The following is a 25,913-nucleotide window of genomic DNA, read 5'->3' on the forward strand; positions in this document are numbered from 1 at the left end:
CGTCGCACGGTGGCGATCTCGGCGTAAAGGAGCGTGGAGGCCCGGCTTCGAGCCGCGCAAGGCGTGCGCCCGGGCCGGCCCCGGGTTTCACAGCTGCGCGCTCAGGCGCTTGATCTCGCGATTGAGCACGCGCTCGTTATCCGAATAGTCGATGGGCACGTCGATCACGTGCACGCCCGGTTGAGCGAGGCACTGCTCGACGAGCGGCTTGAGCGCGTCCGCCGCGCCCACGCGGTGGCCGTGCGCGCCGTAGCTCCGGGCGTAGTCGACGAAATCGGGGTTTTGCAGCGTCATGCCGTAGTCCGGGAAGTTCATGTTCTCCTGCTTCCAGCGGATCATGCCGAACGCGTCGTCGCGCAACAGCAGCACGACGAGATCGAGCTTCAGGCGCACCGCCGTCTCGAGCTCCTGCGAGTTCATCATGAAGCCGCCGTCCCCGCACACGGCCACGACCTTGCGCTGCGGATGCACGATCCGGGTCGCGATGGCCGACGGCAGCCCAGCGCCCATCGAGGCGAGCGCGTTGTCGAGCAGGACCGAATTGGGCTCGCGCGCGCGGTAGTAGCGCGCGAACCAGATCTTGTACATGCCGTTGTCGAGGCACAGGATGCCGTCGTCGGGCATCGCCTCGTACACGTCGTGCACGAGCCGCACCGGGTACAGCGGAAAGCGCTCGTCGTGCTGGCCCTTGGCCAGATGCGCCTCGAAATGGCGCTTGATTTCCTCGAAGCGGGCGAAGTCCCACGCGTGCTCGCGCAGCTTGAGGTTTTCCTTGAGCTGCCACACGGCGTTGGCGATGTCGCCGACCACTTCGATCTGCGGAAAATACACGGGGTCCACTTGCGCGCCGAGAAAGTTCACGTGGATGACGGTCTTCTCCTCCGCGCTGCGCATGAAGAACGGCGGCTTCTCGATCACGTCGTGGCCGACGTTGATGATGCAGTCGGCGTGCTCGATCGCGCGGTGCACGAAGTCGCCGTCCGAGAGCGTGGCGTTGCCGAGCCAGAGCGGATGCGACTCGTCGATGACGCCCTTGCCCATTTGCGTGGTGAAGAACGGAATGCCCGTCTCGTCGACGAATTCGCGCAGCACGTCGCGCGTGGTCTTGCGGTTGCCGCCCGCGCCGATCATGAGGAGCGGGTGGCGCGCCTTGCAGATCGCCGCCACCGCATGCGCGACGGCCTTTTCCTCGGCGACGGGGCGGCGGCTGTAGCTCTTGGGAATGGGCTTGCCGTCGCCCTCTTCGTCGGCGACGTCCTCGGGCAGTTCCAGATGCGCCGCGCCCGGCCGTTCCTGTTCGGCCTGGCGAAACGCCTCGCGCACGAGCGCCGGAATGTTGCCGATGGAGACAATCTGACGCGCGTACTTCGTGAGCGGCTCCATCATGCGCACCACGTCGACGATCTGGAAGTGGCCTTGCTTGCTCGACTTGATGGGCTTCTGGCCCGTGACCATCAGCATGGGCATGCCGCCTAGCTGCGCGTAGGCGGCGGCCGTGACGAAGTTGGTGGCGCCGGGACCGAGCGTGGAGAGACACACGCCGGTGCGGCCCGTGAGCCGCCCATAGGTGGCGGCCATGAAACCCGCGGCCTGTTCGTGGCGCGTGACGATCAGACGAATCTTCGAGCGCCGCAGCGATTCGAGCAGATCGAGGTTTTCTTCCCCCGGAATACCGAACACATACTCGACGCCTTCGGCTTCGAGCGCCTTCACGAACAGATCCGATGCTTTCATCGACCACCTCGCTGGCATGAGCGTGGCCGGCGGCGCGTGCGGCAGCCGGCCTTCGTGCAGGCCGACAGGTTACTCCCGCGGGGCGGAACGCGTCGTGAAGCGCGCCTTCGGCGTTGGCGTTGGCGTCAGCGCATGATGGTCGCGCAGCCGGCGACCACCGGCTTCGGACTCGCGCCGGACATGGTGTCGTAGAGATCGGCGCCGGGGCCCTTGGTCCACCACGTATAGCGGTCGGCGACGTACTTCACGCCCGAGGCGGCGATCACGCCGACGAAGAGGAGCTTGCGTCCGTCCACGGGCACGAGCGCGAAGCTCTGGCCGTTGGCCGCGTTCAGATACGTGACCTTGAACGTCTTGCCGTCGGCGCAGGTATAGCCGAACGTGTGGCGCGTCTGCACGCGGATGTCGCGGACTTCCAGCGGCGCACTGGCCGCGCCGGCCGCATCGACGTGCGGCGCGGCGACGACCCCGCACGCCAGCGCGAGCGCGCAGCGGGCGCCGCGCGAGCGGATCGCGCGAATTGCCTGGATGGGAAAAAGACCGCCGGCGCGGCTTCGAGCGTCGATCATTGCGTTCTCCGTGTGCGTGGGCCGCGCGGCGCGTGCGGCACGCGAGCTGTTGCGGCAGGCTCGCACGATAACCCGTGACGCGCGCCGGCCGCACGGCCGGCGCCGCGCGCGGGCCGCGAACTCACTTCGACGCGTCGCCCGGCACGGGGTGCACCGCCGCGGCCGCCGCGCGGGCGCGCGAGCGGGCCTCGTCGGTGTCGGCGCCCGTGGCGAGCGCGACGCCCATGCGGCGCTTCACGAAGCTCTCGGGCTTGCCGAAGAGGCGCAGGTCCGCGCCGGGCACGGCCAGCGCCTGCGCCACCCCTTCGAACGCGATGCCGCGCGCGTCCATGCCGCCATAAATCACGGCCGAGGCGCCCGGCTCACGCGCCGTCGTATCGACGGGCAAGCCGAGAATGGCGCGCGCGTGCAACTCGAACTCGGAAAAGCGTTGCGAGGCGAGCGTGACGAGCCCCGTGTCGTGCGGACGCGGACTCACTTCCGAGAACCACACCTCGTCGCCGCGCACGAACAGTTCGACGCCGAAGAGGCCGCGGCCGCCGAGCGCCTCGGTCACCTTGCGTGAAATCTCGCGCGAGCGCTCGAGCGCCTTCGCGCTCATGGGCTGCGGCTGCCAGGACTCGACGTAATCGCCGTCGACCTGCAGATGGCCGATCGGGTCGCAGAAGTACGTCTGCACCTGGCCGCTGATCGCGTCGATCGCGCGCACAGTAAGCTGCGTGATTTCATAGTCGAAGTGGATGAAGCCTTCCACGATCACGCGTCCGCGATTCACGCGGCCGCCCGCGAGCGCGTATTCCCAGGCGCGTTCGACGTCGGCTTCGCCGCGCACGACCGACTGCCCCTTGCCCGAGGACGACATCACGGGCTTCACCACGCACGGATAGCCGACCTTGGCGACGCCGGCCTTCAGCTCGTCAAGCGAATCGGCGAATGCGTAGGGCGAGGTCGCGAGGCCGAGCTCCTCGGCGGCGAGGCGGCGAATGCCTTCGCGGTTCATCGTGAGCTGCGCGGCGCGCGCGGTGGGAATCACCTCGGCGACGCCTTCGGCTTCGACGGCGGCGAGCGCGTCGGTGGCGATGGCCTCGATTTCGGGCACGACGAGGTGCGGACGCTCGGCATCGATGAGCGCGCGCAGCGCCTTCGGGTCGGCCATGTCGATCACGTGCGCACGATGCGCGACCTGATGACCAGGCGCGTTTTCGTAGCGGTCGACGGCGATCACTTCGACGCCGAGTCGCTGCAGCGCGATGATCACTTCCTTGCCGAGCTCGCCTGCGCCGAGCAGCATGACACGGGTGGCGGAAGCGGAAAGCGGCGTGCCGATGCGGGGGCGGGTCTGCATGATGTCTCCAGAAATGACGGTATTGCGCGAATGCGTGAGAGCGCCGATGTTAACACGCGGCCTGGCTGCCGCGAGGCGCATGACGGGCCCGGCGCGCACGTTTGCGCTCGCGTGCCGCAGCGCGGTGCGTTACGCTTACGCCTTCGTCGATTACGAGGAACGATGCGATGCCTTTCCGCATGAACTTGCAGCCCACCCGGCGCGCTGCTGCGCGAGCCCTCGCCTCGCGCGCGGCGATGCTCGCCGCCGCCCTGCTGGTTTGCGCGTGCAAGCTGCCCGTCCACACGAACGCGTCCGCGCCGCTGCCCGATCCGTTCAATCCGGCCACGACGCAGCTGCTCGACAACACGCACTGGCAACTCGTGGAATGGAAGCGCGCCGACGGCACGCTGCGCGCCGTACCGGGCCCGAACCTCGCAGCCACGAGCGAGGAGAACCCCGACGCGCGCCCGATCACACTCGACCTTTCGACGGAGAGCGGGCAGCGCCGCGCGAGCGGTTTCTCGGGCTGCAACCGTTACTTCGGCGCGTACTCGCTGAAAAGCGGTCTGCTCTCGTTCAGCCAGCTCGGCGGTACGCGCATGGCTTGCGTCGGCGCGGGCGGCGACATCGAAGGCGCGTATCTCGAGGCGCTCTCGCACATCACGCGCTCGGGCGTGCAGATGCGCCATCCGCAGGCGCTCTTTCTCGTGCTGGAAAACGGCGACCGCCTGACCTTCGCGGAGCAAGCCGCCGCGGCAAACCCGGCGCCGGGCGCCGCCTCCGACGCCAAGCCGGCGCAGTGAGCACCGCTCGCATGAGCAGCCGCGCCCTCGCCCGGCGCGGCTCTTTTTTTATGGCGCGCGCGCCAAAGCGCCGCGCCCGGGGTCGTTCAGGCGTCGCTCGCGCAACGCGCCCCGGAGCTCGCGCGGCGCCCCGCCATGGCAGATGGCGGCGCACGCCGGCCGAGCGGTTACACTCCACCCGTCGCACACAACATTCTCTACGTACATCTTTGGCATGCACACGGTAGTTCCTGGCTGGTTCGGCGTATCGGCCGTCTGGTTCGTTCCTTTGATCTGGCGTCTCGTGAAATCCGCGCTGCCGGGCGGCGCGGGCCTGCGCGGCCCCGGCACGATCCGGCTTTGGCTCGGCTTTTTCGGCGTGCTCCTCGCGAGCTGCGCGCTCGAGGCGACGCTCGTCGACATCGCCGGCTTCGACGCGCTCGGCCATGCGCTCTCGGGCGCCCTTGGCAAGCTCGTCGGCCACGCAGCCGCGCCGCTTGCCATGGCGGCGCTTTTCCTCGCGAGCTTGCCGTGGCTGCTCGATTTTCGTTGGCGCGAATTCCTCGCGTGGGCGGACATCTCGCTCGGACTCGGCCTGAACATCCGCGCCTCGCGCGATACGGACCACAGCCCGCGCCACGAACGCCGCAGCCGCCGCGCCACGACCGACGACGGGCTTCCTGCGCACAGCGCGCCCGCCGTCAATGCGCCGATGCCAGGCGACGGCGCGCGGAGCAAGCGGCCGACCCTCTGGCGGCCGCCCGCGCATGAAGGTCGCGAAGGTCCCGATGGCGCGCGGCTGGCAGGCGCCACGGGTGCAACAGGTGTTGGACCAGACGCCTCGACGGCCGCCGCTGCAGACGCTTCGTCGCCGGCTCGCATCGAGCCGGGCTTCCGGGGCGCCGCCGATCCGTCCGCCGCATGGGCGCGCACCGAGCCGACCGCTGCCGCGGACTGGCTGCGCAGCACGCGTGCGCCAACGCAAACACCATCCGCGGGCTCGCCGCGAGCAGCCGCGGAGTCGCCACGCGCACCGCTGGGCGACGCGCGCCGTCAGCCGGCGCGCGGTGCAGGCGCGGCGCCTGGCATAACGGGCACCCATGGAGCGCCGGGCGTCGCCGCCCAAGCCAATGCGCCGTGGCGAACCGAGCCTGGCCAGACGCGGCCAGCCATACCCGCCGCAGCGGCAGGTGCCGGTGTGCGCGCAACATCGGCGGCGCTGCACGGCGCGGCGCCGGGCGTCGCGGCTGGCACGGCTGGCGCGGCTTCGGCTGCTGCACGCGGCTTTCCGCCCGCTGCCGCGCCGGCATCGCTCGATCCGCTGACTTCGCCGTTCGCGCAGCCGGCCACGCCGCGCCGCAGTGCGCCGCCGCCCGCGGCGGGCAGCACGGCGGCGCGTGCCGCCGCCGCCGTGCCGCCGCGCGTCGCGAAGCCCCCGCGCCCGTTCGTCTGGCAAGGTCAGCCGTCACGCGTGAGCGCCCGGCCGCCGATGACTTCGCCGTTTTCCGCGCACCTGGCCGATACGCCGTCCGCCGCGCCGGCCTACTCGCGCTCCTCGCCCACCGCTGGCACGGACCGGGCGCAGGCGCCGCTATCGACCAACGTGCTCGAAACATTGCGCTCGATCGAAGAGAACGCCGCGCGCTGGACGACGCTTGCCGGTGCGAGCCTCGCGCGCCGCAATTTCGACGAGGCCGCTTCGCTCCAGCGCGCCGCGCCAAAGCACGCGGACACGACCGAAGCCGCACCGCCGCACACGCAATTCCCAACCGCAGCTCCGGCCATATCGACGACGGCGGCGTCGCCGCTTCCGCACGCGCCTCAAGACCAGGACGCGGCATTCGCACCGCCCGCTCCGCTCACGCAGCCGGACGCCGACGACGTCGCGCCGAACACGCACGCGCAATCGCTCGCTGACGCGAGCGGCCAGCCGCACCCGGACAGCGCGGCGGCGGATGAAATGCCTGCCGCCAGCGCCGCTCCTATCGCCGCAGAGGCGCAATACCTCGCCACGCCTCGCGAGCCGACGGCCTGGCAGCCGGCGCACGCGGAGGACGCAACACAGAGCGCACCGAACGAGTCGATGCCTGTCACGGAGCCACAGCCGCAGCCGGCGTCGATGCCGGTCGAGCCCGAGCCGGACGCCCCGCAAGACACCGCTTCGCCCGCGCCCTGGCCGATGCAGGATCACGGCATGCCATGGATCCTGCTCGACGACGAACCGTCGACGGAGACCCCGGCTCAGACGTCAGCCGCCGAGCCGTTTTTCACGTTTTCGCCGGCAACCGTTCCTGAGCAGGCGCACGCGCCGGTCGCGCCCGTTGCGACGGCGGCATCCGCGGAACCGCACGATACGCCCGCCACAGCCGATGCATCGGCCCTGTCGAATATCTTGCAGTTCCCGCGCGTCGTGCGCGAAGCCCAGCCCGATGCCGCCGCCGCATCCGTGAACGACGCAGCGTCTGCCAGCGGGCAATCGCATGATGTGGATGCGCAAGCCGATGCCCTCGATACGACATCGGCAGCGGGCGTCGACGAATCGGCCTATGGCACCTACGGCGGCACGTTCGAATTGCCCGTGCGCGTGGTGCCCGCGCATGCCGCCGCCACGGTTGCGCATCCGCTTCCCGCGATCGCGCGCGAGGACAGAGACGCGCCTTCGCCCACGCCCGGGTCGTCCGCCCCGGTAACTCACGACGACGTGGCAAGCGTGAGCACGCCGCCCGCGCCGCCCGATCAGACGCAGACCGCTGCGAGCGCAGCGGCCGATACCACGCCGGCAACGGCGGAATCGCAAGCCCATGCGCCGGCACTCGAAGCCGCGAACGCGCCTGCCGCACCGCCCGCTGCGAGCGATGCCGCCGTATCCGCCGTCGCGGCCACGCCCGACTACGCGGCGCCGTCTTCCGTCGTGCCCGCGCCCCCCCCAACGCCGCCATGGTTGGCCGAATGGCAACCGGAGAACCACGCTGCAGCGCCCGCGGCGTCCCCGCTCGCGACGATTCCCGCGCTGCCCGCAGCGCCGTTTTCCGCCACGCCGTCGCTCCCGGCCGCGCCCCACCCCGCCGTCGCGACCGGGCCCAATGCCGCGAGCCCCGACTTCGAGCCCGCGGCCGACGCGCCGGATGCAGCCGAAGCGATCGCCCCCGCCGAACTGGTCACCCAACCGCCCATCGAGCCGCCCATCGAGCCGCCCGCCCAACGCGCCGCCGTGCGCGGCCACGTGCCGACGACTTTCGCGTTCGAGCCGCTCGCCGCGTCGGCGGTCGAACTGCCGGGCCTCGACCTGCTCGAACGCGCCTCGTCCGAGATCGAACCCGTCTCCGAGCAGAAGCTCGCCGAAACGAGCCAGCTCATCGAGCAGCGCCTCCAGGAATTCAAGGTGCCCGTGACGGTGGTCGGCGCCTCGGCGGGCCCGGTCATCACGCGCTTCGAAGTGGAGCCCGCGCTCGGCGTGCGCGGCAGCCAGATCGTCGGCCTCATGAAGGACCTTTCGCGCGGCCTCGGCCTCACGTCGATCCGCGTCGTCGAGACGATCCCCGGCAAGACCTGCATGGGGCTCGAGTTGCCCAATGCGCGGCGCCAGATGATCCGTCTCTCCGAGATCCTCGAATCGGGCGCGTACCAGCGCTCGCCGTCGAAGCTCACGATCGCGATGGGCAAGGACATCGTCGGCCATCCGGTCGTCACCGACCTCGCGAAGGCGCCGCACATGCTCGTGGCCGGCACGACCGGTTCGGGCAAGTCGGTCGCGATCAACGCGATGATCCTCTCGCTGCTCTACAAGGCGACGCCCGCGGACGTGCGGCTCATCATGATCGACCCGAAGATGCTCGAACTCTCGGTCTACGAGGGCATTCCGCATCTGCTCGCGCCCGTCGTCACCGACATGAAGCTCGCCGCCAACGCGCTCAACTGGTGCGTGGGCGAAATGGAGAAACGCTACCGGCTGATGTCGGCCGTCGGCGTGCGCAATCTCGCGGGCTTCAACCAGAAGATCCGCGACGCCGAAGCGCAGGAAAAGAAGATCGGCAACCCGTTCTCGCTCACGCCCGAAGCGCCCGAGCCGCTCGCGCCGCTGCCGATGATCGTCGTCGTGATCGACGAACTGGCCGACCTCATGATGGTCGCGGGCAAGAAGATCGAGGAGCTGATCGCGCGCCTCGCGCAGAAGGCGCGCGCCGCCGGCATCCACCTGATCCTCGCCACGCAGCGGCCTTCGGTGGACGTCATCACCGGCCTCATCAAGGCCAACATTCCGACGCGCGTGGCGTTCCAGGTGTCGTCGAAGATCGACTCGCGCACGATCCTCGACCAGATGGGCGCCGAGTCGCTGCTGGGCCAGGGCGACATGCTGTTCCTGCCGCCGGGCACGGGCTATCCGCAGCGCGTGCACGGCGCGTTCGTCGCCGACGAGGAGGTGCACGCCGTGGTCGAGTACCTGAAGCAGTTCGGCGAGCCCGAGTATGTGGAAGGCATCCTCGACGGCCCCGCCTCCGAAGGCGCGCCGCAGGACCTCTTCGGCGAGTCGCCCGACGCCGAGGCCGATCCGCTCTACGACGAGGCCGTGGCGTTCGTCGTGCGCACGCGGCGCGCGTCGATCTCGTCGGTGCAGCGGCAGTTGCGCATCGGCTACAACCGCGCCGCGCGGCTCGTCGAGCAAATGGAAGCGGCGGGGCTCGTCTCGCCGATGGGCATCAACGGCAGCCGCGAAGTGCTCGCGCCGGGTGGCCAGGGCGAGTGAAGAAGGCGCGGCGCGCGCATTCCTCACGCCGCCGCGCGACCGCGCGCGTCACTGCGCGACGAACTTGAAATCGACGGGCGAGCCGATGTCCATGCGCTTCGGGTTCGGCTCGAGCAGGCCCGTCTGCCGGTCGCGGCGGAACACATAGGCCGTGTCGCTGTTCTGGTTGCCGACGATGAGCCACTGGCCCGTCGGATCGATCGCGAACTCGCGCGGCGACTTGCCGAGGCTCGACTGGCGGCCCACGCGCCTTAGCTTGCCGCTGTCGCCATCGACGGCGAAGATCGAGATGTCGTTGGCGTCGCCGCGATTCGAGACATAGAGGAACTTGCCGTCCGGCGAAAAATGCAGCGCCGCCGCGCCCTGCGTGCCCTTGAAACCCGGTTCCGCGAGCCTCTCGATCTGCTCGGGCTTCATGCGCCCGTCGCGGTAGCTGAACACGGTCACGGTCGCCGCGAGCTCGCTCGTGAGATACGCGTGGCGGCCGTCGTTGCCGAAGACGAGGTGACGCGGGCCGCTGCCTGACTTCACGTCCGCATAGCGCCATTCGGCCGGGCTCACGAGGCCGCGGCTGCCGTCCGGCGTATAGCGGTAGGTCCAGAGCTTGTCGGTGCCGAGATCCTGCGTGAAGAGGTAATGTCCGTCGGGCGAAAATACCGTGGAGTGCACGTGCGCGTTGTCCTGACGCCCTTTCACCGGTCCCCCGCCCTCGTGATGCACGGTGAGCACGGCCTCGCCCAGCTTGCCGTCCTGCTGCACGGGCAGCACCGCGAAGCTGCCGCCGGGGTCCGCCGCGACCGAATAGTTGGCGACGAAGAGATATCGCCCATCGGGCGAAAGGCTCAGATAGCACGGATCGTTGCCCTGCGCCGAGACCTTGTCGAGAAACGTGAGCTGACCGCTCGCAGCGTCGAAGCCGAACGCGCTCACGTCGCCGCGCAGGCTGGCCGGCCCGTTGTCGCCGGGCAGCTCGTTCACGGCATAAACGAAGCGATCGTCCTTGCTCACCACGAGAAACGACGGATTCACCGTCTTCGCGACGCTCACCTGCTGGGCGTCGCCGGTCTTCGTGTCGAAGCGGTAGACGTAAATCCCCTCGCTCTTGCCGCTCGTGTACGTGCCGACGATCAGGTTGTAGACGCCTGCGTCGGGCGCGGCGGTCGAGGCGGATTGCGAGGCCGACTGGGCGAACGCAGGCGTCGCGGCGACGGAAGCCATGATGACGAAACCTTTGATGAGCTGGGTTACGAGGCGCGCGGGTCCGCGCCGGACAGCGCGCGGGCGGGGACGTGAACGGGCAGGCGCAGGCACGGCATTTGCAACGGCATGGCGAGGGAACATGTCGACCTCCTTTTTCTTGTCGATGCGGTGGAGCGGGTCGGCGTCGGCGCCGACTTCGACCGGTATCGTCTGATACATGGGATGCCGACCCAGTATAAGAGAGGTTGCGCAGCGCCGCCCCCTCACGCGCGCAGCCTCGTTGCGCACGCACGGCGCATGCCTCGCGACGGCTAGTCGAAGCAGTCAATCGAAGCATTCGGCGCAAGACGGGAGTCGACCCAGGTTCTTCACACCAGCAGCTACAAGGGAGCCGTCATGAACATTCACGTCGCCATCGGGCCGCTCGTCGCGCTCATCGCAGGCATTCTGATTCTCGCCGTGCCGCGCCTGCTCAATTACATCGTCGCGCTGTATCTGATCATCATCGGGATCATCGGGCTTTTCGGCGTGGGCGGGCATCTCTGATGTTTGTTGACGTCGGCGAGATGGGTATTTGCGCGCGCTGGCACGCAAAACGCATTGCGCAGGCGGCCCCGCTGCCACTACTCTTGTGCGTGCATGCCGCGATACAGCGGCAAGCGGCTTATGTTTTCGAGCAACGCTGTCAATCTGCTTACCATGCCCGCACCCATTGAAGACTACGCATTGATTGGCGACGGCCACACGGCCGCGCTCGTGTCCCGCGCCGGCTCCATCGACTGGCTTTGCTGGCCGCGTTTCGACTCCGGCGCCTGCTTCGCCGCCCTCCTCGGCACCGAGGAAAACGGCCGCTGGCTCATCGCGCCCGCGCAGCCCGAAGGAGACCGGGATCGCGTCGAGATCAAGATCACGCGCCGCTACCGCGGCGAAACGCTGATCCTCGAAACGGACTTCGAAACGCCCGAGGGCGCCGTGACGCTCATCGACTTCATGCCGCCCGGCAACGGCTGGTCGGAGCTCGTGCGCATCGTCGTGGGGCGGCGCGGCACCGTGCGCATGGAGAGTCAGCTCGTGCTGCGCTTCGACTACGGCTTTTCGGTGCCGTGGGTGAGCCGCCTCACCTACGAAAGCGGCATCAAGGCCACGGTCGGTCCCGACACGGTCGTGCTGCGCACGCCCGTCGATCTCCAGGGCGAAAACATGCATACGGTCGCGCAGTTCGAAGTGAAGGAAGGCGAGCGCGTGCCGTTCTCGCTCTCCTATGCGGCCTCGCATCTGCGTCTGCCGCCGCCGCGCGATCCGTTCACGGCGCTCGCGCGCACCGAGAACTTCTGGACCGAATGGGCCTCGCGCAGCACCGTGGAGGGCCGCTGGGCCGAACCGATCCGCCGTTCGCTCATCACGCTCAAGGCGCTCGCCTACGAGCCCACGGGCGGCATCGTCGCCGCGCCCACGACGTCGCTGCCCGAACAGCTCGGCGGCACGCGCAACTGGGACTACCGCTATTGCTGGCTGCGCGACGCGACCATCACGCTGCTCGCCATGATGCGCGGCGGCTACTACGACGAGGCGCGCGCCTGGCGCGCCTGGCTTGGCCGCGTGATGGCCGGCTCGCCCTCGCAACTGCAGATCATGTACGGGCTCGCGGGCGAACGCCGCCTGCCCGAGTTCGAACTCGACTGGCTGCCCGGCTACGAAGGCGCGAAGCCCGTGCGCGTGGGCAACAACGCGGTGGGCCAGCTGCAGCTCGACGTGTACGGCGAAGTGATGAATGCGCTGCATCTCGCACGCGTGGGAGGCCTCCAGGCCGATGACACGGCCTGGGCGATCCAGTGCGCGATGCTCGAGCATCTCGAGACCATCTGGACCGAGCCCGACGAAGGCATCTGGGAAACGCGCGGCGGCCGCCAGCATTTCACCTTCTCGAAGGTGATGGCCTGGGTCGCATTCGACCGCGCCGTCAAGTCGGCGGAAAAATTCGCGCTGCCCGGGCCGATCGATCACTGGCGCGAACTGCGCGCGACGATCCACGCCACCATTTGCGAGCGCAGCTTCAACAGGGAGCTGAACTCTTTCACGCAGATCTACGGCGGCACCGACCTCGACGCGAGCCTGCTGCTCATGCCGCTCGTCGGCTTCCTGCCCGCCGCCGATCCGCGCATGGCCGGCACGGTGGCGGCGATCGAACGCGACCTCATGTGCGAAGGCTTCGTGATGCGCTATCGCACCACCGAATTCGACGACGGTCTGCCGCCCGGCGAAGGCACCTTCCTCGCGTGCAGCTTCTGGATGGTCGACAACCTCGCGCTTCAGGGCCGCATGGACGACGCACGCCACATGTACGAACGCCTGCTTTCGCTCGCCAACGACGTGGGATTGCTCGCGGAGGAATATGACCCCATTGCGGGACGCCTCGTCGGTAATTTCCCGCAGGCGTTCTCGCACGTGGCGCTCGTGCACACGGGTCTGAACCTCATGCGGCACGAACAGGAAATGGCGAAGGAAACGGGTCATCCGGCCGTCGACGGCGCGGCCGCCGAGCCGGCTGTTGCATCCGCATCGTAATTGTTCGAAAGCGCCTGGACGTTTGCACGAGCTGGGGTACACTAGGGTTGCTGCGTTGCACAACGGCGAGGCGTAGTAGACTGCCCGCGCCGCCTTGCAACGGGGCGCTCGCGTGCGCCACCTTGCAGCAAGCTTTCAGACAATCTCTGCCGGCGCATGCGGGTCAGCCCGCGCTAAAGCCCCCCGTACGCCGGCCGATAAACAACTTGACCGACCAACCTTGCCGGCCCGCATCTGCTCCGCGCTTCACTTGCGCGCGACCCGGGTGCGAACCGCACCTTGAAGATGCCGGAGCGCCCATGCTCTATCAAATCCGTGAATTCCAGCGCGCGTTGCTGAGCCCGCTGACTGCCTGGGCCCAGGCCGCTTCGAAATCGTTCTCGAATCCGTCGAGCCCGTTTTCGCTCGTGCCGGGTGCAACGCGCCTCGCCGCAGGCTACGAACTGCTCTACCGTCTCGGTAAAGACTACGAGAAGCCCGAATTCAACATTCGGCAAATCGTGAAGGACGGCTTCAACATTCCGATCGTCGAGCAGACCATCATCGAGAAGCCGTTCTGCCGCCTGCTGCGCTTCAAGCGCTATGCCGACGACACGGGCGCCGTGGCGGCGCTCAAGGACGAACCCGCCGTGCTGGTGTGCGCGCCGCTCTCGGGCCACCACGCCACGCTGCTGCGCGACACCGTGCGCACGCTGCTGCAGGACCACAAGGTGTACATCACCGACTGGATCGACGCGCGCATGGTGCCGCTCGAAGCCGGTCCGTTCCATCTCGACGACTACGTCGCGTACATCCAGGAATTCATCCGCCATATCGGCGCGAAGAACGTGCACGTGCTGTCCGTTTGCCAGCCTACGGTACCGGTCCTCGCGGCCATCTCGCTCATGGCGAGCCGCGGCGAAGACACCCCGCTGACCATGACGATGATGGGCGGCCCAATCGACGCTCGCCGCAGCCCCACCGCCGTGAACTCGCTCGCCACCGAGCATTCGCTCGAGTGGTTTGCGAACAACGTCATTCACCCGGTACCCGCCAACTATCCCGGCGAAGGGCGCGAGGTGTATCCGGGCTTCCTCCAGCACGCGGGTTTCGTCGCGATGAATCCGGGCCGTCACACGACCGCGCACTGGGACTTCTACAAGAGCCTCTTGCGAGGCGACGAAGAGGACGCCGAAGCACATCGCCAGTTCTACGACGAATACAACGCGGTGCTCGATATGGCCGCCGAGTACTACCTGGACACCATCGAGACCGTGTTCCAGGCCTTCCGCCTCGCGGAAGGCACGTGGGACGTGGCCGGCGAGCGCGTGCGTCCGCAGGATATTCGCGACACGGCCCTCTTCACGATCGAAGGCGAGCTCGACGACATTTCCGGCGCTGGCCAGACGCGTGCCGCGCACGATCTGTGCACCGGCATTCCCGAGACCAACCGGCATCATCTGACCGCCGAAAAATGCGGCCACTACGGCATTTTCTCGGGCCGCCGCTGGCGCACGATCATCTATCCGCAACTGCGCGACTTCATCCGCAAGCACGAGGCGGCCAGCGGCCACACGGGCAAGCAGCCTTCCGCGCGCGGTCGCTCCGCGCAAGGCGCCGTCGCCTGACGATGCCTCGCGCGTGTCGCCGGCGCGCCGACTCGAAAACACGTTCGCAGCAAAACGCCGCGCCGTCCCTGGACGGCGCGCGGCGTTTGTAGGGCGTGCAACGCTCTCGCAAGCGAATGCGCGTTACCTGCGCATCAGATACGCGAGCAGCATCTCGGTATTGAGCTGGATGATTTCCGCGCGCTCGGCAGCCGTGCTGAAGTCGCGCCCGAGCGTCGCGTTGAGCGTGTAGCGGTTGGAGACGATGTAGTAGCCCATGCCCGAGAGCGTCACATAGAGCCGCAACGGGTCGATGCTCGGGCGAAACAGTCCCGCGGACTCGCCGCGCGTGAGGATCGCGCCGAGCGTGGCCACGATCGGCGAGATCATCTCGCGTATGCGCGTGGACTTCTGCATGTAACGCGCTTCGTGCAGGTTCTCGTTGTTCACGAGCCGCAGCAGTTCGGGATGGTCGCGATAGTAATCCCAGACGAAATGCGCGAGTCGCGTGATCGCCTCGACGGGGGCGAGGCCGCCGAGATCGAGTGCCCGCTCCGCTTCGTTGAGCGCGCCGAAGGCATATTCGAGTACGGCGGTAAACAGCTGCTCCTTGCTGCCGAAGTAGTAATAGAGCATGCGCTCATTGGTTTCCGCGCGACGCGCAATCTGGTCGACGCGTGCGCCGAACAGGCCGCCATTGGCGAATTCTTCCGCCGCGGCAAGCAGAATGCGGCGGCGCGTGCCTTCAGGATCTCTTTTGATTTTTGGCTGATTCATGGTGGCAGGATCTCGGTAAGCCGCGTTGTCCGGTTGACGCTGTGAGCGATGCCACGCCGGACCTCTCCTGGCGTTCGTGGCGACAGCGTTATGCGGGGCGCGCCAGGTTAATGGACAGACACCCTCCGACCTACGGTCTTGCGTTCCTTCTTGCTTGTTTGATGTCGTTGCGATCCGGCATCGTTCTTCCCCCTGTCTGCTCCATGCAATGCGCTCCGCCTGCCGTGTATCGCTTACGTCTATTGATTTCCCCTGGATTGCATAGCGCTTCGCATTAAGCGCTTTGATTATGGCACATGGTCCGCCGATGGCAATGCGGGAAATCGGCGATAATGCGAGCTTTGGCGCTGTGCGTATGCGCCCTGTCGGGCCTGTGCGCCCAAGGTCATGCCGCCGCACGGGCCACCCAGAAGTTTGCGACCGTGAACGATTCCAAAACACTCGCAGATCGCATCGAAGATCTGCTGCCCCAGACCCAATGCACGAAGTGCGGCTACGACGGCTGCCGGCCCTATGCCGAAGCCGTGGCCGCCGGCGCTGCCAACTATAACCAGTGCCCGCCCGGCGGCGTTGAGGGCGTCGCGCGCCTCGCGAACCTGCTCGGCAAATCCGTCATTCCGGTCAATCCGGACAACGGCGTGGAACGTCCGCGCCCGGTGGCGTTCATCGACGAGCAGTTGTGCATCGGCTGCACGCTGTGCATGCAGGCCTGCCCCGTCGACGCGATCGTTGGCGCTCCCAAGCAGATGCACACCATCGTCAAGGATCAATGCACGGGCTGCGACCTGTGCGTCGCGCCCTGTCCGGTCGACTGCATCGCAATGATTCCCGTTACAGGCGAGGCAACCGGCTGGGACGCATGGACGCAGCAGCAAGCCGACGAAGCACGCGCGCGCCATGACCGGCGTGTTGCGCGCCAGGCCGCCGAACGCAACGCAGCCGAGGCGCGCGCGGCCGCGCGGCGCGCCGCCACGAGCGCGCAGGTGCGGGCGCCCGCGCTGGAAGACGACGCCAAACAAGCGAACGCCGCACAGCCGGCAAGCTCCCCCGCAGACGACGCCGAAGCGAGGAAGAAAGCGATCATCCAGGCGGCGCTCGAACGCGCGCGCCGCAAGAAGGCTGAGATGGCCGAACAGGGTGTGGGCCCGCGCAACGTCGAGCATGTAAGCGCCGACGTGCAGGCGCAGATCGACGCCGCCGAGGCGCGCCGCAAACGCATCGGCATCGGCATCGGCTCGGATGCCGCGGACGCTCACGGCGAAAAACACGGCGCGCCCCATGACGACGACCCGTCCGCGCAATAGCGAACCACCGACCACCGCACGACCCACGGCCCCACGCACAACGAGCATGAACGCCACCAAGCGCCGCGCCATTTACGAAACGCTGCAAAGTCTCGATCCGCATCCCACCACCGAGCTCGAGTTCAACACACCGTTCGAACTCCTGATTGCCGTGATGCTCTCGGCGCAGGCCACCGACGTTTCGGTGAACAAGGCCATGCGCAGGATGTTTCCGGTAGCCAATACGCCGGAGACGCTGCTTGCGCTCGGCGAGGAAGGCGTGGCCGACTACATCAAGACGATTGGCCTCTATCGCACCAAGGCAAAGAACGTCATTGCGACCTGCCGCATCCTGATCGATCAGTACGGCGGCGAGGTGCCGCAAACGCGCGAGGCGCTCGAGGCATTGCCGGGCGTCGGGCGCAAGACGGCGAACGTCGTGCTCAATACGGCGTTCGGCCAGCCGACCATCGCCGTCGACACCCATATCTTTCGGGTTGCGAACCGAACGGGACTCGCGCCCGGCAAAGACGTGCGCGCCGTCGAAGCCGCGCTCGAAAAGTTCACGCCGCCCGAGTTTCGCCAGGACGCGCATCACTGGCTCATTCTGCATGGCCGCTATGTGTGCAAGGCGCGCCGGCCCGAATGCTGGCATTGCGTGATCGAGCCGCTGTGCGAGTTCAAGCCGAAGACGCCGCCGCCGGAACTCTGAGCGGGAATGCGCCCCCGGGCGTAAAATGAGCGGCCCAGGCGCCGCAGCAGCGGCGCCGCATGCCTGCGCTTCACCAATAGAACCGACCCGAGATGTTCAACCCCAGCCGCGACGAAGTCCGCCGCTTTTTCACCGAGACCTGGCGCAAGCAGCGCGCGGGCGAGATTCTCACGCCGCTCGAGGCGATCGCCGCCGACTGGATCGTCGAGCACCCCGAGTATCACGCCGAACTCGCCGATGCCGATGCGGCCGCCGCGCAGGATTACTCGCCCGAACGCGGCCAGAGCAACCCGTTCCTGCATTTGTCGATGCATCTCGCGATCAGCGAGCAGCTCTCGATCGACCAGCCGCCCGGTATCCGCGCCGCGCACGACCGGCTCGCCGCACGCCTCGGCTCCGCGCACGACGCGCAGCACGCGATCATGGAATGCCTCGGCGAAACGATCTGGGAAGCGCAACGCACGAACACCCCGCCCGACACCGACGCCTATCTCGCGCGCATCGAGCGCCGCGCTTCGCGCGACTGACCGCGCGACCGAACCGAAACCGCCCCAAAAAAACACCCCGCGCGGGCCTCGCCGAAAACGAGGCCCGCGCGGGGTGTTTCGCATGACGCGGCACGCGTGGCGCGCGCCGCCGCCGCGCTTACTTCTTGTTGACGAGATCGCCCTTGAGCGACTCGATGTACGCGGCGAGATCCCTCATGTCGTTCTGCGAAAGATTCTGCACCTGCGCCTGCATGATCGGGTTGTTGCGGCCCAGATGCGGGTTGCCGCTGCCCATCTGGTACTGGCGCAGCGCCCAGTAGATGTAGTCGGCGTGCTGACCGGCGAGCTTCGGATATTCGGGGCTCACGGGCTTGTTCAGGCCCGGACCGTGACAGGCCGCGCAGTTGTGGCCCTCGGCGAGGACCTTGCCGTTGGCGGCGTCGGCCGCATGCGCGGGATTGAGCGCGAGCGCGGCGGCCAGCGCGAGCCCGGCGCCCGCGAGCTTGATGGTTGCACCGGCAATCGAAGGCACAGCCGTGTAGGGCTTGTTCATGGATTCTCTACCTGCCGGTTATTTATTGGGATTGTCCTTCGACGCGGCCGTTTGCGACGCATAGTAGGCCGCGATGTCGGCGATGTCCTGCTCGGTGAGCGAGGACACGATCGCGTGCATCGTCTCGAAATGCCGGTCGCCCTTCTTGTAGGCGTGCAGCGCGCTCATGAGGTACTGCGCGTTCTGGCCGCCCAGGATCGGCACGTGATAGACCTCGGGATAGGCGGTGCGGTAGTCGGGAATACCATGACAGCCGATACACATCGCCACTTTGTCCTGACCCGCCTTCGCGTTGCCCACGACGTCCGCGTGAGCCGTGACCGCGAAGCCCGCCAGCACCGAAAATGCGCCGATGACGACGTGCTTGCCGACAATTTTTTTCATAGCATCCAACCTGGCTTGAGGGGATTCGAACACCCGAACCGCAGGCCACGGCCTGCGCCGCATTACTGCTGTTTTACTTTTGGGGTCGCCGTGCAGGCCGAAAAAAATCGGTCCGAGTATACCGCGACGCCGCGCCGGCCGTCCACCGGCGGCCCCACGCCCAGCGGGCCTCGAACGGGCCTGCGGCGGCGCCCGCGCGGCCCTGGGGCGCCCGCAGGCGCCGGCTGCGCGCGCCTTTGCGGCGGCCGGCCGGGAAGAAACCCGGAGGAACCCTGGCACGAGCGGTGGGCCCGCATGAATGGCACGGCGACCGGCGCGACCGCGCCCCAAAGCGCGGACCCAACGATACGCGAGGCGCCTCCGACGCAACACCCCATCTGACTTATACTGGGATTTTTTTCCCAGCGAGCGGATTGACCATGCGCGCCACGCGTTTCGAAGGCTCATCGCAGTACGTCGCCACCGACGACCTCAAGCTCGCGGTCAACGCCGCGATCACGCTGAAGCGCCCCCTGCTCATCAAGGGCGAGCCCGGCACCGGCAAGACCATGCTGGCCGAGGAAGTCGCGGCGGCGCTCGACATGCCGCTCATGCAGTGGCACATCAAGTCGACCACCAAGGCGCAGCAGGGGCTCTACGAGTACGACGCGGTCTCGCGCCTGCGCGACTCGCAGCTCGGCGACGAGCGCGTGAAGGACATCGCCAACTACATCGTGAAGGGCGTGCTGTGGCAGGCATTCGAGGCCGGGGAACAAAGCGTGCTGCTGATCGACGAGATCGACAAGGCCGACATCGAATTCCCGAACGACCTCCTGCGCGAACTCGACCGCATGGAGTTCTACGTGTACGAGACGCGCGAGCTCATCAAGGCGAAGCAGCGTCCGCTCGTCATCATCACGTCGAACAACGAGAAGGAGTTGCCCGACGCCTTCCTGCGCCGCTGCTTCTTCCATTACATCAGTTTTCCCGATCCGGCCACGATGCAGCGCATCGTCGAGGTGCACTATCCGGGCATCCGCAAGGAGCTGCTCAATGCGGCGCTCGAGAGCTTCTTCGAGCTGCGCAACGTCGCGGGCCTGAAAAAGAAGCCTTCGACCTCCGAACTGCTCGACTGGCTCAAGCTGCTGCTTGCCGAAGACGTGCCGCTCTCCGCGCTGCGCGCGGCCGACGGCGCGAAGACCATGCCGCCGCTCGCAGGCGCGCTGCTCAAGAACGAGCAGGACATGACGCTGTTCGAACGCCTCATCTACATGAACCGCCACAACCGTTGACACGGACCGCGCAAGAGGACCCCGCAGGCAAGAGCCGGAGACACCGCATGCTGATCGACTTCTTCTACACGCTGCGCGACGCGAAGCTGCCGGTTTCCGTGAAGGAGTACCTCACGCTCGTCGAGGCGCTCAAGGAACGCGTGATCGCGCCTTCGCTCGACGACTTCTACTACCTCGCGCGCATGACGCTCGTGAAGGACGAGCAATACTTCGACCGCTTCGATCAGGCGTTCGGGGCGTATTTTCGCGGCATCGAGAAGAAGTCGGCACTCGCCTTCGAGATTCCCGAAGACTGGCTCAAGAAGCGGCTCGAACGCGACTTCACGCCCGAGCAGCGCGCGCAGATCGAAGCGATGGGCGGCCTCGACAAGCTGATGGAGCGCCTCAAGCAGCTCTTCGAGGAACAGAAGGAGCGCCATGAAGGCGGCAGCAAGTGGATCGGCACGGGCGGCACGTCGCCGTTCGGCAACGGCGGCTACAACCCCGAGGGCATCCGCATCGGCGGCGAAGGAGGGCAGCGCAGCGCCGTGAAGGTGTGGGACGCGCGCGCGTTTCGCGACTACGACGACCAGGTCGAGATCGGCACGCGCAACATCAAGGTGGCGCTGCGGCGCCTGCGCCGCTTCGCGCGCGAAGGCGCGGCCGAAGAACTCGATCTTGCCGGCACGATACGCAGCACCGCCGCGAACGCGGGCTGGCTCGACCTCAAGATGGTGCCCGAGCGCCACAACAACGTGAAGGTGCTCATGCTGCTCGACGTGGGCGGCTCGATGGACGACCACATCAAGCGCACCGAGGAGCTGTTCTCGGCGGCCAAGGCCGAGTTCAAGCATCTCGAGTTCTACTACTTCCACAACTGCGTCTACGACTATCTGTGGAAGAACAATCGCCGCCGCCACGCCGAACGCACGCCCACGTGGGACCTGCTGCACAAGTTCACGCCCGACTACAAGCTGATTTTCGTCGGCGACGCCACCATGAGCCCGTATGAGGTGCTGCAGCCGGGCGGCTCGGTCGAGTACAACAATCCGGAAGCGGGGGCCGTGTGGCTGCGCCGGCTCGCCGACCAGTTTCCGCATTTCGCCTGGCTCAATCCCGAGCCCGAGCGACTATGGGAGTACCGCCAGTCGGTGTCGATCATTCGCGAGATTCTCGGGCACCGCATGTATCCGCTCACCGTCGCCGGGCTCGAAACAGCCATGCGCGTGCTGAGCAAGTAGGCGCGAGCCCCTCCCTCTGCTTTTGTCCGGGGCGGCGCGTGCCACGAGGCCGCGCCGCCGCTTCCCCTCGCCGCTCCCCATACGCACAATCCGGAGACCACCAGCATGACCGCGCCCTCCTCTCCCAACCTGCCAGCAAGCGTCAGGCCGGGACCGCTGCGCCCCTTCGCCGACACGTCGATCGCGACAGTCGTGGCTGGCTTCGTCGCGATGATGACCGGCTACACCAGCTCGCTCGTGCTGATGTTCCAGGCCGGCCAGGCCGCGCATCTCTCCGACGCGCAGATCTCCTCGTGGATCTGGGCGCTCTCCATCGGCATGGCGTTGAGCACCATCGGCTTGTCGCTGTGGTTCCGCGCGCCCATCGTGGTCGCGTGGTCCACGCCGGGCGCGGCGCTCCTCATCAGCTCGCTGCCGCATGTGCCCTACGCCGAGGCGATCGGCGCCTACATCGTCTGCGCGGTGCTGCTCACGGCCGTGGGTCTCACCGGCTGGTTCGACGCGCTCATGAAACGCATTCCCGCCGGCATCGCCGCGGCGCTGCTCGCGGGCATCCTGTTCGAGATCGGCATCGAGATCTTCCATGCCGCCCAGGTGCAGACGCCGCTCGTCCTCACGATGTTCTTCGGCTACCTGATCGTGAAGCGCCTCGTGCCGCGATATGCGATCGTCGCGACGCTCGCGATCGGCATCGCGGCAGCCGCCGCGCTCGGGCTGCTCGATTTCAGCCACTTCCGCGTGGCGGTGGCGCGGCCCGTGTTCACGATGCCGGCGTTTTCGGTCACCGCCGTCGTGAGCATCGGCATTCCGCTCTTCGTGGTGGCGATGGCCTCGCAGAACGTGCCCGGCATCGCCGTGCTGCGCGCCGACGGTTACGACCACACGGTCGCGCCCTCCTCGCCGCTCATCGCCACGACAGGCCTCGCCTCGCTCGTGCTCGCGCCGTTCGGCTCGCACGGCGTGAATCTCGCGGCTATCACCGCGGCGATCTGCACCGGCCCGCACGCGCACGAGGACCGCACGAAGCGCTACATGGCGGCCGTGTGGTGCGGCGTCTTCTACCTGATCGCGGGCACCTTCGGCGCGACGATCGCGGCGCTGTTCGCGGCGTTTCCGCAGGCGCTCGTGGTATCGATCGCGGCGCTCGCGCTGTTCGGGTCGATCATGAGCGGCCTCACCAACGCCATGCAGAACCCGAGGGAGCGCGAGGCCGCGCTCATCACGTTCATGGTGACCGCCTCGGGGCTCACGCTGCTCTCCATCGGCGCGGCGTTCTGGGGACTCGTGGCGGGGGTCGTCACGCAGCTCGCGCTGCACGCGCGGCGCGCGTGATGCGTTCGGCGCGCCGTGGATCGCAGCGCCCGGCACGGGCATGCGGCCTGCGGCCCCTGGCGCTGCCGTCGCGCCCGCGTCAAAACGCTACGCCACCCGTTTCCGCCATAAAATGACGATGTGAGCCGCGCACGATCCGCGCGGCGAATCGCGCCGCTGCCGGTCGGGTTCGCGCGCCTCACCGCCCAAGCCGGCCGGCAACGACGCAGCGCCTTTTCGCGTTCCGCCCGGCGCGCCCGAGTTCACGCTCGGTGCGCACCGGCCGTCCAACTCTCACCGATGCCGGCGCGCACGCGCCCCACAAGGCCTGACATGACTACCGCACTCGATCAGCTCAAGCAGTACACCACCGTCGTCGCCGATACGGGCGACTTCCAGCAATTCGTGCAATACAAGCCGCAGGACGCGACCACCAATCCGTCGCTGATCCTCAAGGCGGTCCAGAAAGCCGAGTACAGGCCGCTGCTCGAGAAAACCGTGCGCGATCACGCGAGCGAATCGCTCGAGTCGATCATCGACCACCTGCTGATCGCGTTCGGCACCGAAATCCTCAAGATCATTCCGGGTCGCGTCTCGACCGAAGTGGACGCGCGCCTCTCGTTCGATACGAAGCGCTCGATCGAGAAGGCGCATCACATCATCGACCTCTACAAGCAGGCCGGCATCGAGCGCGAGCGCGTGCTCATCAAGCTGGCGTCGACCTGGGAAGGCATTCGCGCCGCCGAGGTGCTGCAGAAGGACGGCATCCGCTGCAACATGACGCTGCTCTTCTCGCTCGCGCAAGCCGCCGCGTGCGCCGAAGCCGGCGCGCAACTGATCTCGCCGTTCGTGGGCCGCATCTACGACTGGTACAAGAAGGCCAAGGGCGCCGACTGGGACGACGCCAGCGACGGCGGCGCGAACGACCCGGGCGTTCAGTCGGTGCGCAAGATCTACGCGTACTACAAGAAGTTCGGCTACAAGACCGAGGTGATGGGCGCGAGCTTCCGCAACACGAGCCAGATCGTCGAACTGGCCGGCTGCGACCTGCTCACCATCAGCCCGGACCTGCTGCAAAAGCTCCACGACAGCAACGAGAAGGTCGAGCGCAAGCTCTCGGCGCAAGCGTTCAAGGACGCGCACATCGAGCGCGTGGCCGTGGACGAGCCGTCGTTCCGCTTCCAGCTCAACGAAGACGCCATGGCGACGGAGAAGCTCGCGGAAGGCATCCGCGCTTTCGCCGCCGACGCGATCAAGCTCGAAAAGATGATCGAAGCGCTGCGCGCGAAGTAACGCCCCCTAGTAACGCCCCCTCGCGTGCGACAGGAAGCACGAGTCGCGCGAAGCGGGCGCCGCCGGCCCGATGCCGACGCCCCCAAGGGCCGCACATGCCGCATGTGCGGCCCTTGGCGTTGCTGGCGCCGCCGCAACGCCCGTTCCCGTCCGCGCTCTCGCAAACCCTGGCGAAGATCGCTCGGCGGCGGCCCGGCGCGCGCCTAGAATCAGGGCTGCGGCGCGAACCGCCGCGCGATCCGGCCCCGCGTCAACCCGCGCGCCAAAGAGCGAAGGGGCCGCCCCACGTCCACTCCGCAAGGAAACCGACGATGCACATCCAGCCCTATCTCTTCTACCCCGGCAATTGCGACGAGGCGATCGCGTTCTATCGCGAGGCGCTCGGTGCGCAGGAGCTGTTCAAGATGCGCTTCAAGGAGGCGCCGCCCGATCCGGAGCGCCCCATGCCGCCGGAGCTCGCCGAAAAGATCATGCATGCGACGCTCCAGATCGGCGACGCGCAGCTCATGATGTCCGACGGCGGCTGCATGACGCAGAACGACAAGTTCCTCGGCTTCAGCGTCTCGCTGACCGGCTCCGACGCCGCCACAGCAGAGCGTTATTTCAACGCCCTCGCCAAGGGCGCAAACGTGACGATGCCGTTCCAGAAGACCTTTTGGTCGCCGGGCTTCGGCATGCTGACCGACAGGTTCGGCGTGCCCTGGATGGTCACGGCGCCCCCGCTCCAGCAACCCGCCTAGCCAAGCCTCGGCCTCGGCGGGCGAGGCGCGCGAGACGTCACACCATGCGGTGCGACGCGGCGCGCTCGATGTTCCAGCGCGGCTCGATGTCGAGAAGCAACGCGCGCAGGCGCTCCACCTGCTCTTCCACGCGCAGGCTGAGCCAGTATGGCCCTTGCATCTGGGGCGCCAGTGCGCCGCCCGCGGCCTCGGGCAAAGCGCCTGCGCTCGCCCCTCGCCCGTCCCCAACGCGTCCTCGCCCGTTCGCGACTGCCGTGCGCAACGCCTGCGCCGCCGCGCCGGGTTGACGCCCGCCGCCAAAGCGCAACGCGCGCGCCGTGGCGAGGAGCGCGCGGCGCACCGTGTCGCCGCGCTCGGCGAACGCCACGCGCACGAGCGCCTGTTCGTAACCGCCCGTACCGGTCGAAAGCATTTCCAGCGCGCTCAGGATCGAGCGATGCAGCCGCTGCACCTGTTCGAGCCGCGCGAGCGGTACGTCGATCTCCCTGGCCACCGACGGCATCAGGCCGCGCAACTGCACGAGCCGCGCGTTCAGACGCATGAAGGTCTGCGCCTGCTCGTCGGCGTCCACGTGCTCGCCGTTCGCCGCTTGGGCGTACATGCGCGCGCATTCGCGCAGATTGTCGGCGAGGCGGTAGCGCCACGAATACGTGGCGTGCAGCGGCAAGGCGAACGAAAACGCGAGCGCGATGACGATGCCGATCATCACATTGAGCGTGCGCCAGAGTCCCGTATCGATGAGGTTGTCGCCGTGGCCCGCGACGATGCACATCGTGATGGCGGCCAGTAGCGCGACGTAGCCCGGCTTGCCGATCGCGTAATAGCCGCACACGGCGGCGGCAAGCGACATCAGCGCATAGGTGAGCGGCGCGGAGCCCGTCGCGGCCTGCACGACGATCAGCACGAGGCCGATCGCGGCGCCGAGCAACGTGCCGAGCGCGCGCTCCGCGGCCTTCTTGCGGATGTTGCCGTGATGCTGAAGCCCGCCGATCACGACGAGCAGCGTGACCGACGCCCAGATGCCGTGAGGAATGTCGATGCCCGTGGTCGCGAGAATCGAGGCGAGCATCGCGAGGCCGACGCGCACGCTGTGAATCACCTTGGCGTTGCGGTAGCGGTAATACGGCGAGGTCAGCGAACGCCACATGCGCGCGAAACGTGAACGGCGACGCGGCGGCCGCAGGCGTTGGGCGCCGCCGTGCGGGGAAGAGTCGGTTTCGGATGAGGCCATGGCGCGAGCTGGATGTGAGCCGGTTGAAAACCGGACGCCCGGCAAGGCAGCGTCCCAGCGGCCATCGTGCACCAGAAAAACAAATGCCCGCAACCGTTCGTTGCGGGCATTGCGGCAAAGGACCAGGCAAAACCCGGCCCGGC

General features: G+C 67.6%; 21 protein-coding genes. 13 read left to right on the forward strand and 8 right to left on the reverse strand.

Annotated features, from left to right (window positions below):
* Positions 1-87: 87 nt before the first annotated feature.
* The 3 genes from BLU17_RS16730 to purT form a co-directional block, all read right to left on the reverse strand.
* Entirely contained in the window at positions 88-1,734 is a 1,647-nt protein-coding gene (locus tag BLU17_RS16730) for an acetolactate synthase large subunit (RefSeq protein ID WP_091998389.1), read from the reverse strand.
* A 125-nt stretch (positions 1,735-1,859) separates the two neighbouring features.
* The gene (locus tag BLU17_RS16735; RefSeq protein WP_091998390.1) at positions 1,860-2,303 is read right to left on the reverse strand and encodes an MliC family protein; all 444 of its coding nucleotides are present in this window, start codon (positions 2,301-2,303) and stop codon (positions 1,860-1,862) included.
* 121 nt (positions 2,304-2,424) lie between these two features.
* On the reverse strand, positions 2,425-3,648 hold the full coding sequence (purT, locus tag BLU17_RS16740; protein WP_091998540.1) for a formate-dependent phosphoribosylglycinamide formyltransferase: 1,224 nt from the start codon (positions 3,646-3,648) through the stop codon (positions 2,425-2,427).
* Positions 3,649-3,815: 167 nt separating this feature from the next.
* Here purT and BLU17_RS16745 point away from each other — a divergent pair, with 167 nt between their 5' ends.
* Both BLU17_RS16745 and BLU17_RS33840 read left to right on the forward strand, forming a co-directional pair.
* Positions 3,816-4,433 (forward strand): META domain-containing protein, encoded by a 618-nt coding sequence (locus BLU17_RS16745; RefSeq protein ID WP_091998391.1) that lies wholly within the window; start codon positions 3,816-3,818, stop codon positions 4,431-4,433.
* A 214-nt stretch (positions 4,434-4,647) separates the two neighbouring features.
* Entirely contained in the window at positions 4,648-9,156 is a 4,509-nt protein-coding gene (locus tag BLU17_RS33840) for a DNA translocase FtsK (protein ID WP_091998392.1), read from the forward strand.
* A gap of 48 nt (positions 9,157-9,204) precedes the next feature.
* Here the strand turns inward: BLU17_RS33840 and BLU17_RS16755 are convergent, their stop codons facing one another.
* Complete coding sequence (locus BLU17_RS16755) at positions 9,205-10,374, reverse strand: lactonase family protein (protein ID WP_245746892.1); 1,170 nt, start codon at positions 10,372-10,374, stop codon at positions 9,205-9,207.
* 378 nt (positions 10,375-10,752) lie between these two features.
* On the opposite strand from BLU17_RS16755, the gene BLU17_RS16760 reads away from it, so the two are divergent.
* The 3 genes from BLU17_RS16760 to BLU17_RS16770 all read left to right on the forward strand — a co-directional run bounded on the left by BLU17_RS16760 (position 10,753) and on the right by BLU17_RS16770 (position 14,528).
* On the forward strand, positions 10,753-10,902 hold the full coding sequence (locus BLU17_RS16760) for a DUF3096 domain-containing protein (protein ID WP_091998393.1): 150 nt from the start codon (positions 10,753-10,755) through the stop codon (positions 10,900-10,902).
* 153 nt (positions 10,903-11,055) lie between these two features.
* Complete coding sequence (locus BLU17_RS16765) at positions 11,056-12,921, forward strand: glycoside hydrolase family 15 protein (RefSeq protein ID WP_091998547.1); 1,866 nt, start codon at positions 11,056-11,058, stop codon at positions 12,919-12,921.
* Positions 12,922-13,220: 299 nt separating this feature from the next.
* Entirely contained in the window at positions 13,221-14,528 is a 1,308-nt protein-coding gene (locus tag BLU17_RS16770; RefSeq protein WP_091998394.1) for a polyhydroxyalkanoate depolymerase, read from the forward strand.
* Positions 14,529-14,651: 123 nt separating this feature from the next.
* Here the strand turns inward: BLU17_RS16770 and BLU17_RS16775 are convergent, their stop codons facing one another.
* A complete protein-coding gene (locus BLU17_RS16775; protein WP_091998395.1) occupies positions 14,652-15,284 on the reverse strand; it encodes a TetR/AcrR family transcriptional regulator in 633 nt (210 codons plus the stop codon).
* Positions 15,285-15,616: 332 nt separating this feature from the next.
* On the opposite strand from BLU17_RS16775, the gene rsxB reads away from it, so the two are divergent.
* The 3 genes from rsxB to BLU17_RS16790 all read left to right on the forward strand — a co-directional run bounded on the left by rsxB (position 15,617) and on the right by BLU17_RS16790 (position 17,806).
* Positions 15,617-16,588, forward strand: coding sequence for an electron transport complex subunit RsxB (gene rsxB, locus BLU17_RS16780; protein WP_091998396.1), 972 nt, complete (start codon positions 15,617-15,619; stop codon positions 16,586-16,588).
* 46 nt (positions 16,589-16,634) lie between these two features.
* Positions 16,635-17,279, forward strand: a complete 645-nt coding sequence (gene nth, locus BLU17_RS16785) for an endonuclease III (RefSeq protein WP_091998397.1) — start codon at positions 16,635-16,637, stop codon at positions 17,277-17,279.
* A 92-nt stretch (positions 17,280-17,371) separates the two neighbouring features.
* Positions 17,372-17,806 (forward strand): DUF1841 family protein, encoded by a 435-nt coding sequence (locus tag BLU17_RS16790; protein WP_091998399.1) that lies wholly within the window; start codon positions 17,372-17,374, stop codon positions 17,804-17,806.
* A gap of 118 nt (positions 17,807-17,924) precedes the next feature.
* On the opposite strand, the gene BLU17_RS16795 is transcribed toward BLU17_RS16790, so the two are convergent.
* Positions 17,925-18,320 carry a c-type cytochrome gene (locus tag BLU17_RS16795; protein WP_091998401.1) on the reverse strand — a complete coding sequence of 132 codons (396 nt, stop codon included), beginning with the start codon at positions 18,318-18,320 and terminating at the stop codon, positions 17,925-17,927.
* A gap of 18 nt (positions 18,321-18,338) precedes the next feature.
* Entirely contained in the window at positions 18,339-18,704 is a 366-nt protein-coding gene (locus BLU17_RS16800) for a c-type cytochrome (protein ID WP_091998403.1), read from the reverse strand.
* A 419-nt stretch (positions 18,705-19,123) separates the two neighbouring features.
* Between BLU17_RS16800 and BLU17_RS16805 the strand changes: the two genes are divergently transcribed.
* From BLU17_RS16805 to BLU17_RS16825, 5 genes are all read left to right on the forward strand, one after another.
* The gene (locus tag BLU17_RS16805) at positions 19,124-19,975 is read left to right on the forward strand and encodes an AAA family ATPase (RefSeq protein WP_091998405.1); all 852 of its coding nucleotides are present in this window, start codon (positions 19,124-19,126) and stop codon (positions 19,973-19,975) included.
* A gap of 47 nt (positions 19,976-20,022) precedes the next feature.
* A complete protein-coding gene (locus tag BLU17_RS16810) occupies positions 20,023-21,195 on the forward strand; it encodes a vWA domain-containing protein (RefSeq protein WP_091998408.1) in 1,173 nt (390 codons plus the stop codon).
* A gap of 105 nt (positions 21,196-21,300) precedes the next feature.
* The gene (locus BLU17_RS16815; RefSeq protein WP_091998410.1) at positions 21,301-22,527 is read left to right on the forward strand and encodes a benzoate/H(+) symporter BenE family transporter; all 1,227 of its coding nucleotides are present in this window, start codon (positions 21,301-21,303) and stop codon (positions 22,525-22,527) included.
* A gap of 312 nt (positions 22,528-22,839) precedes the next feature.
* Entirely contained in the window at positions 22,840-23,799 is a 960-nt protein-coding gene (gene tal, locus BLU17_RS16820) for a transaldolase (protein ID WP_091998412.1), read from the forward strand.
* 311 nt (positions 23,800-24,110) lie between these two features.
* Positions 24,111-24,539, forward strand: coding sequence for a VOC family protein (locus tag BLU17_RS16825; protein ID WP_091998415.1), 429 nt, complete (start codon positions 24,111-24,113; stop codon positions 24,537-24,539).
* 37 nt (positions 24,540-24,576) lie between these two features.
* On the opposite strand, the gene BLU17_RS16830 is transcribed toward BLU17_RS16825, so the two are convergent.
* Positions 24,577-25,686 carry an FUSC family protein gene (locus tag BLU17_RS16830; protein WP_425434100.1) on the reverse strand — a complete coding sequence of 370 codons (1,110 nt, stop codon included), beginning with the start codon at positions 25,684-25,686 and terminating at the stop codon, positions 24,577-24,579.
* Between the last annotated feature and the right edge of the window lie 227 nt (positions 25,687-25,913).

Source organism: Paraburkholderia lycopersici (genome assembly GCF_900096975.1).
GTDB lineage: Bacteria > Pseudomonadota > Gammaproteobacteria > Burkholderiales > Burkholderiaceae > Paraburkholderia > Paraburkholderia lycopersici.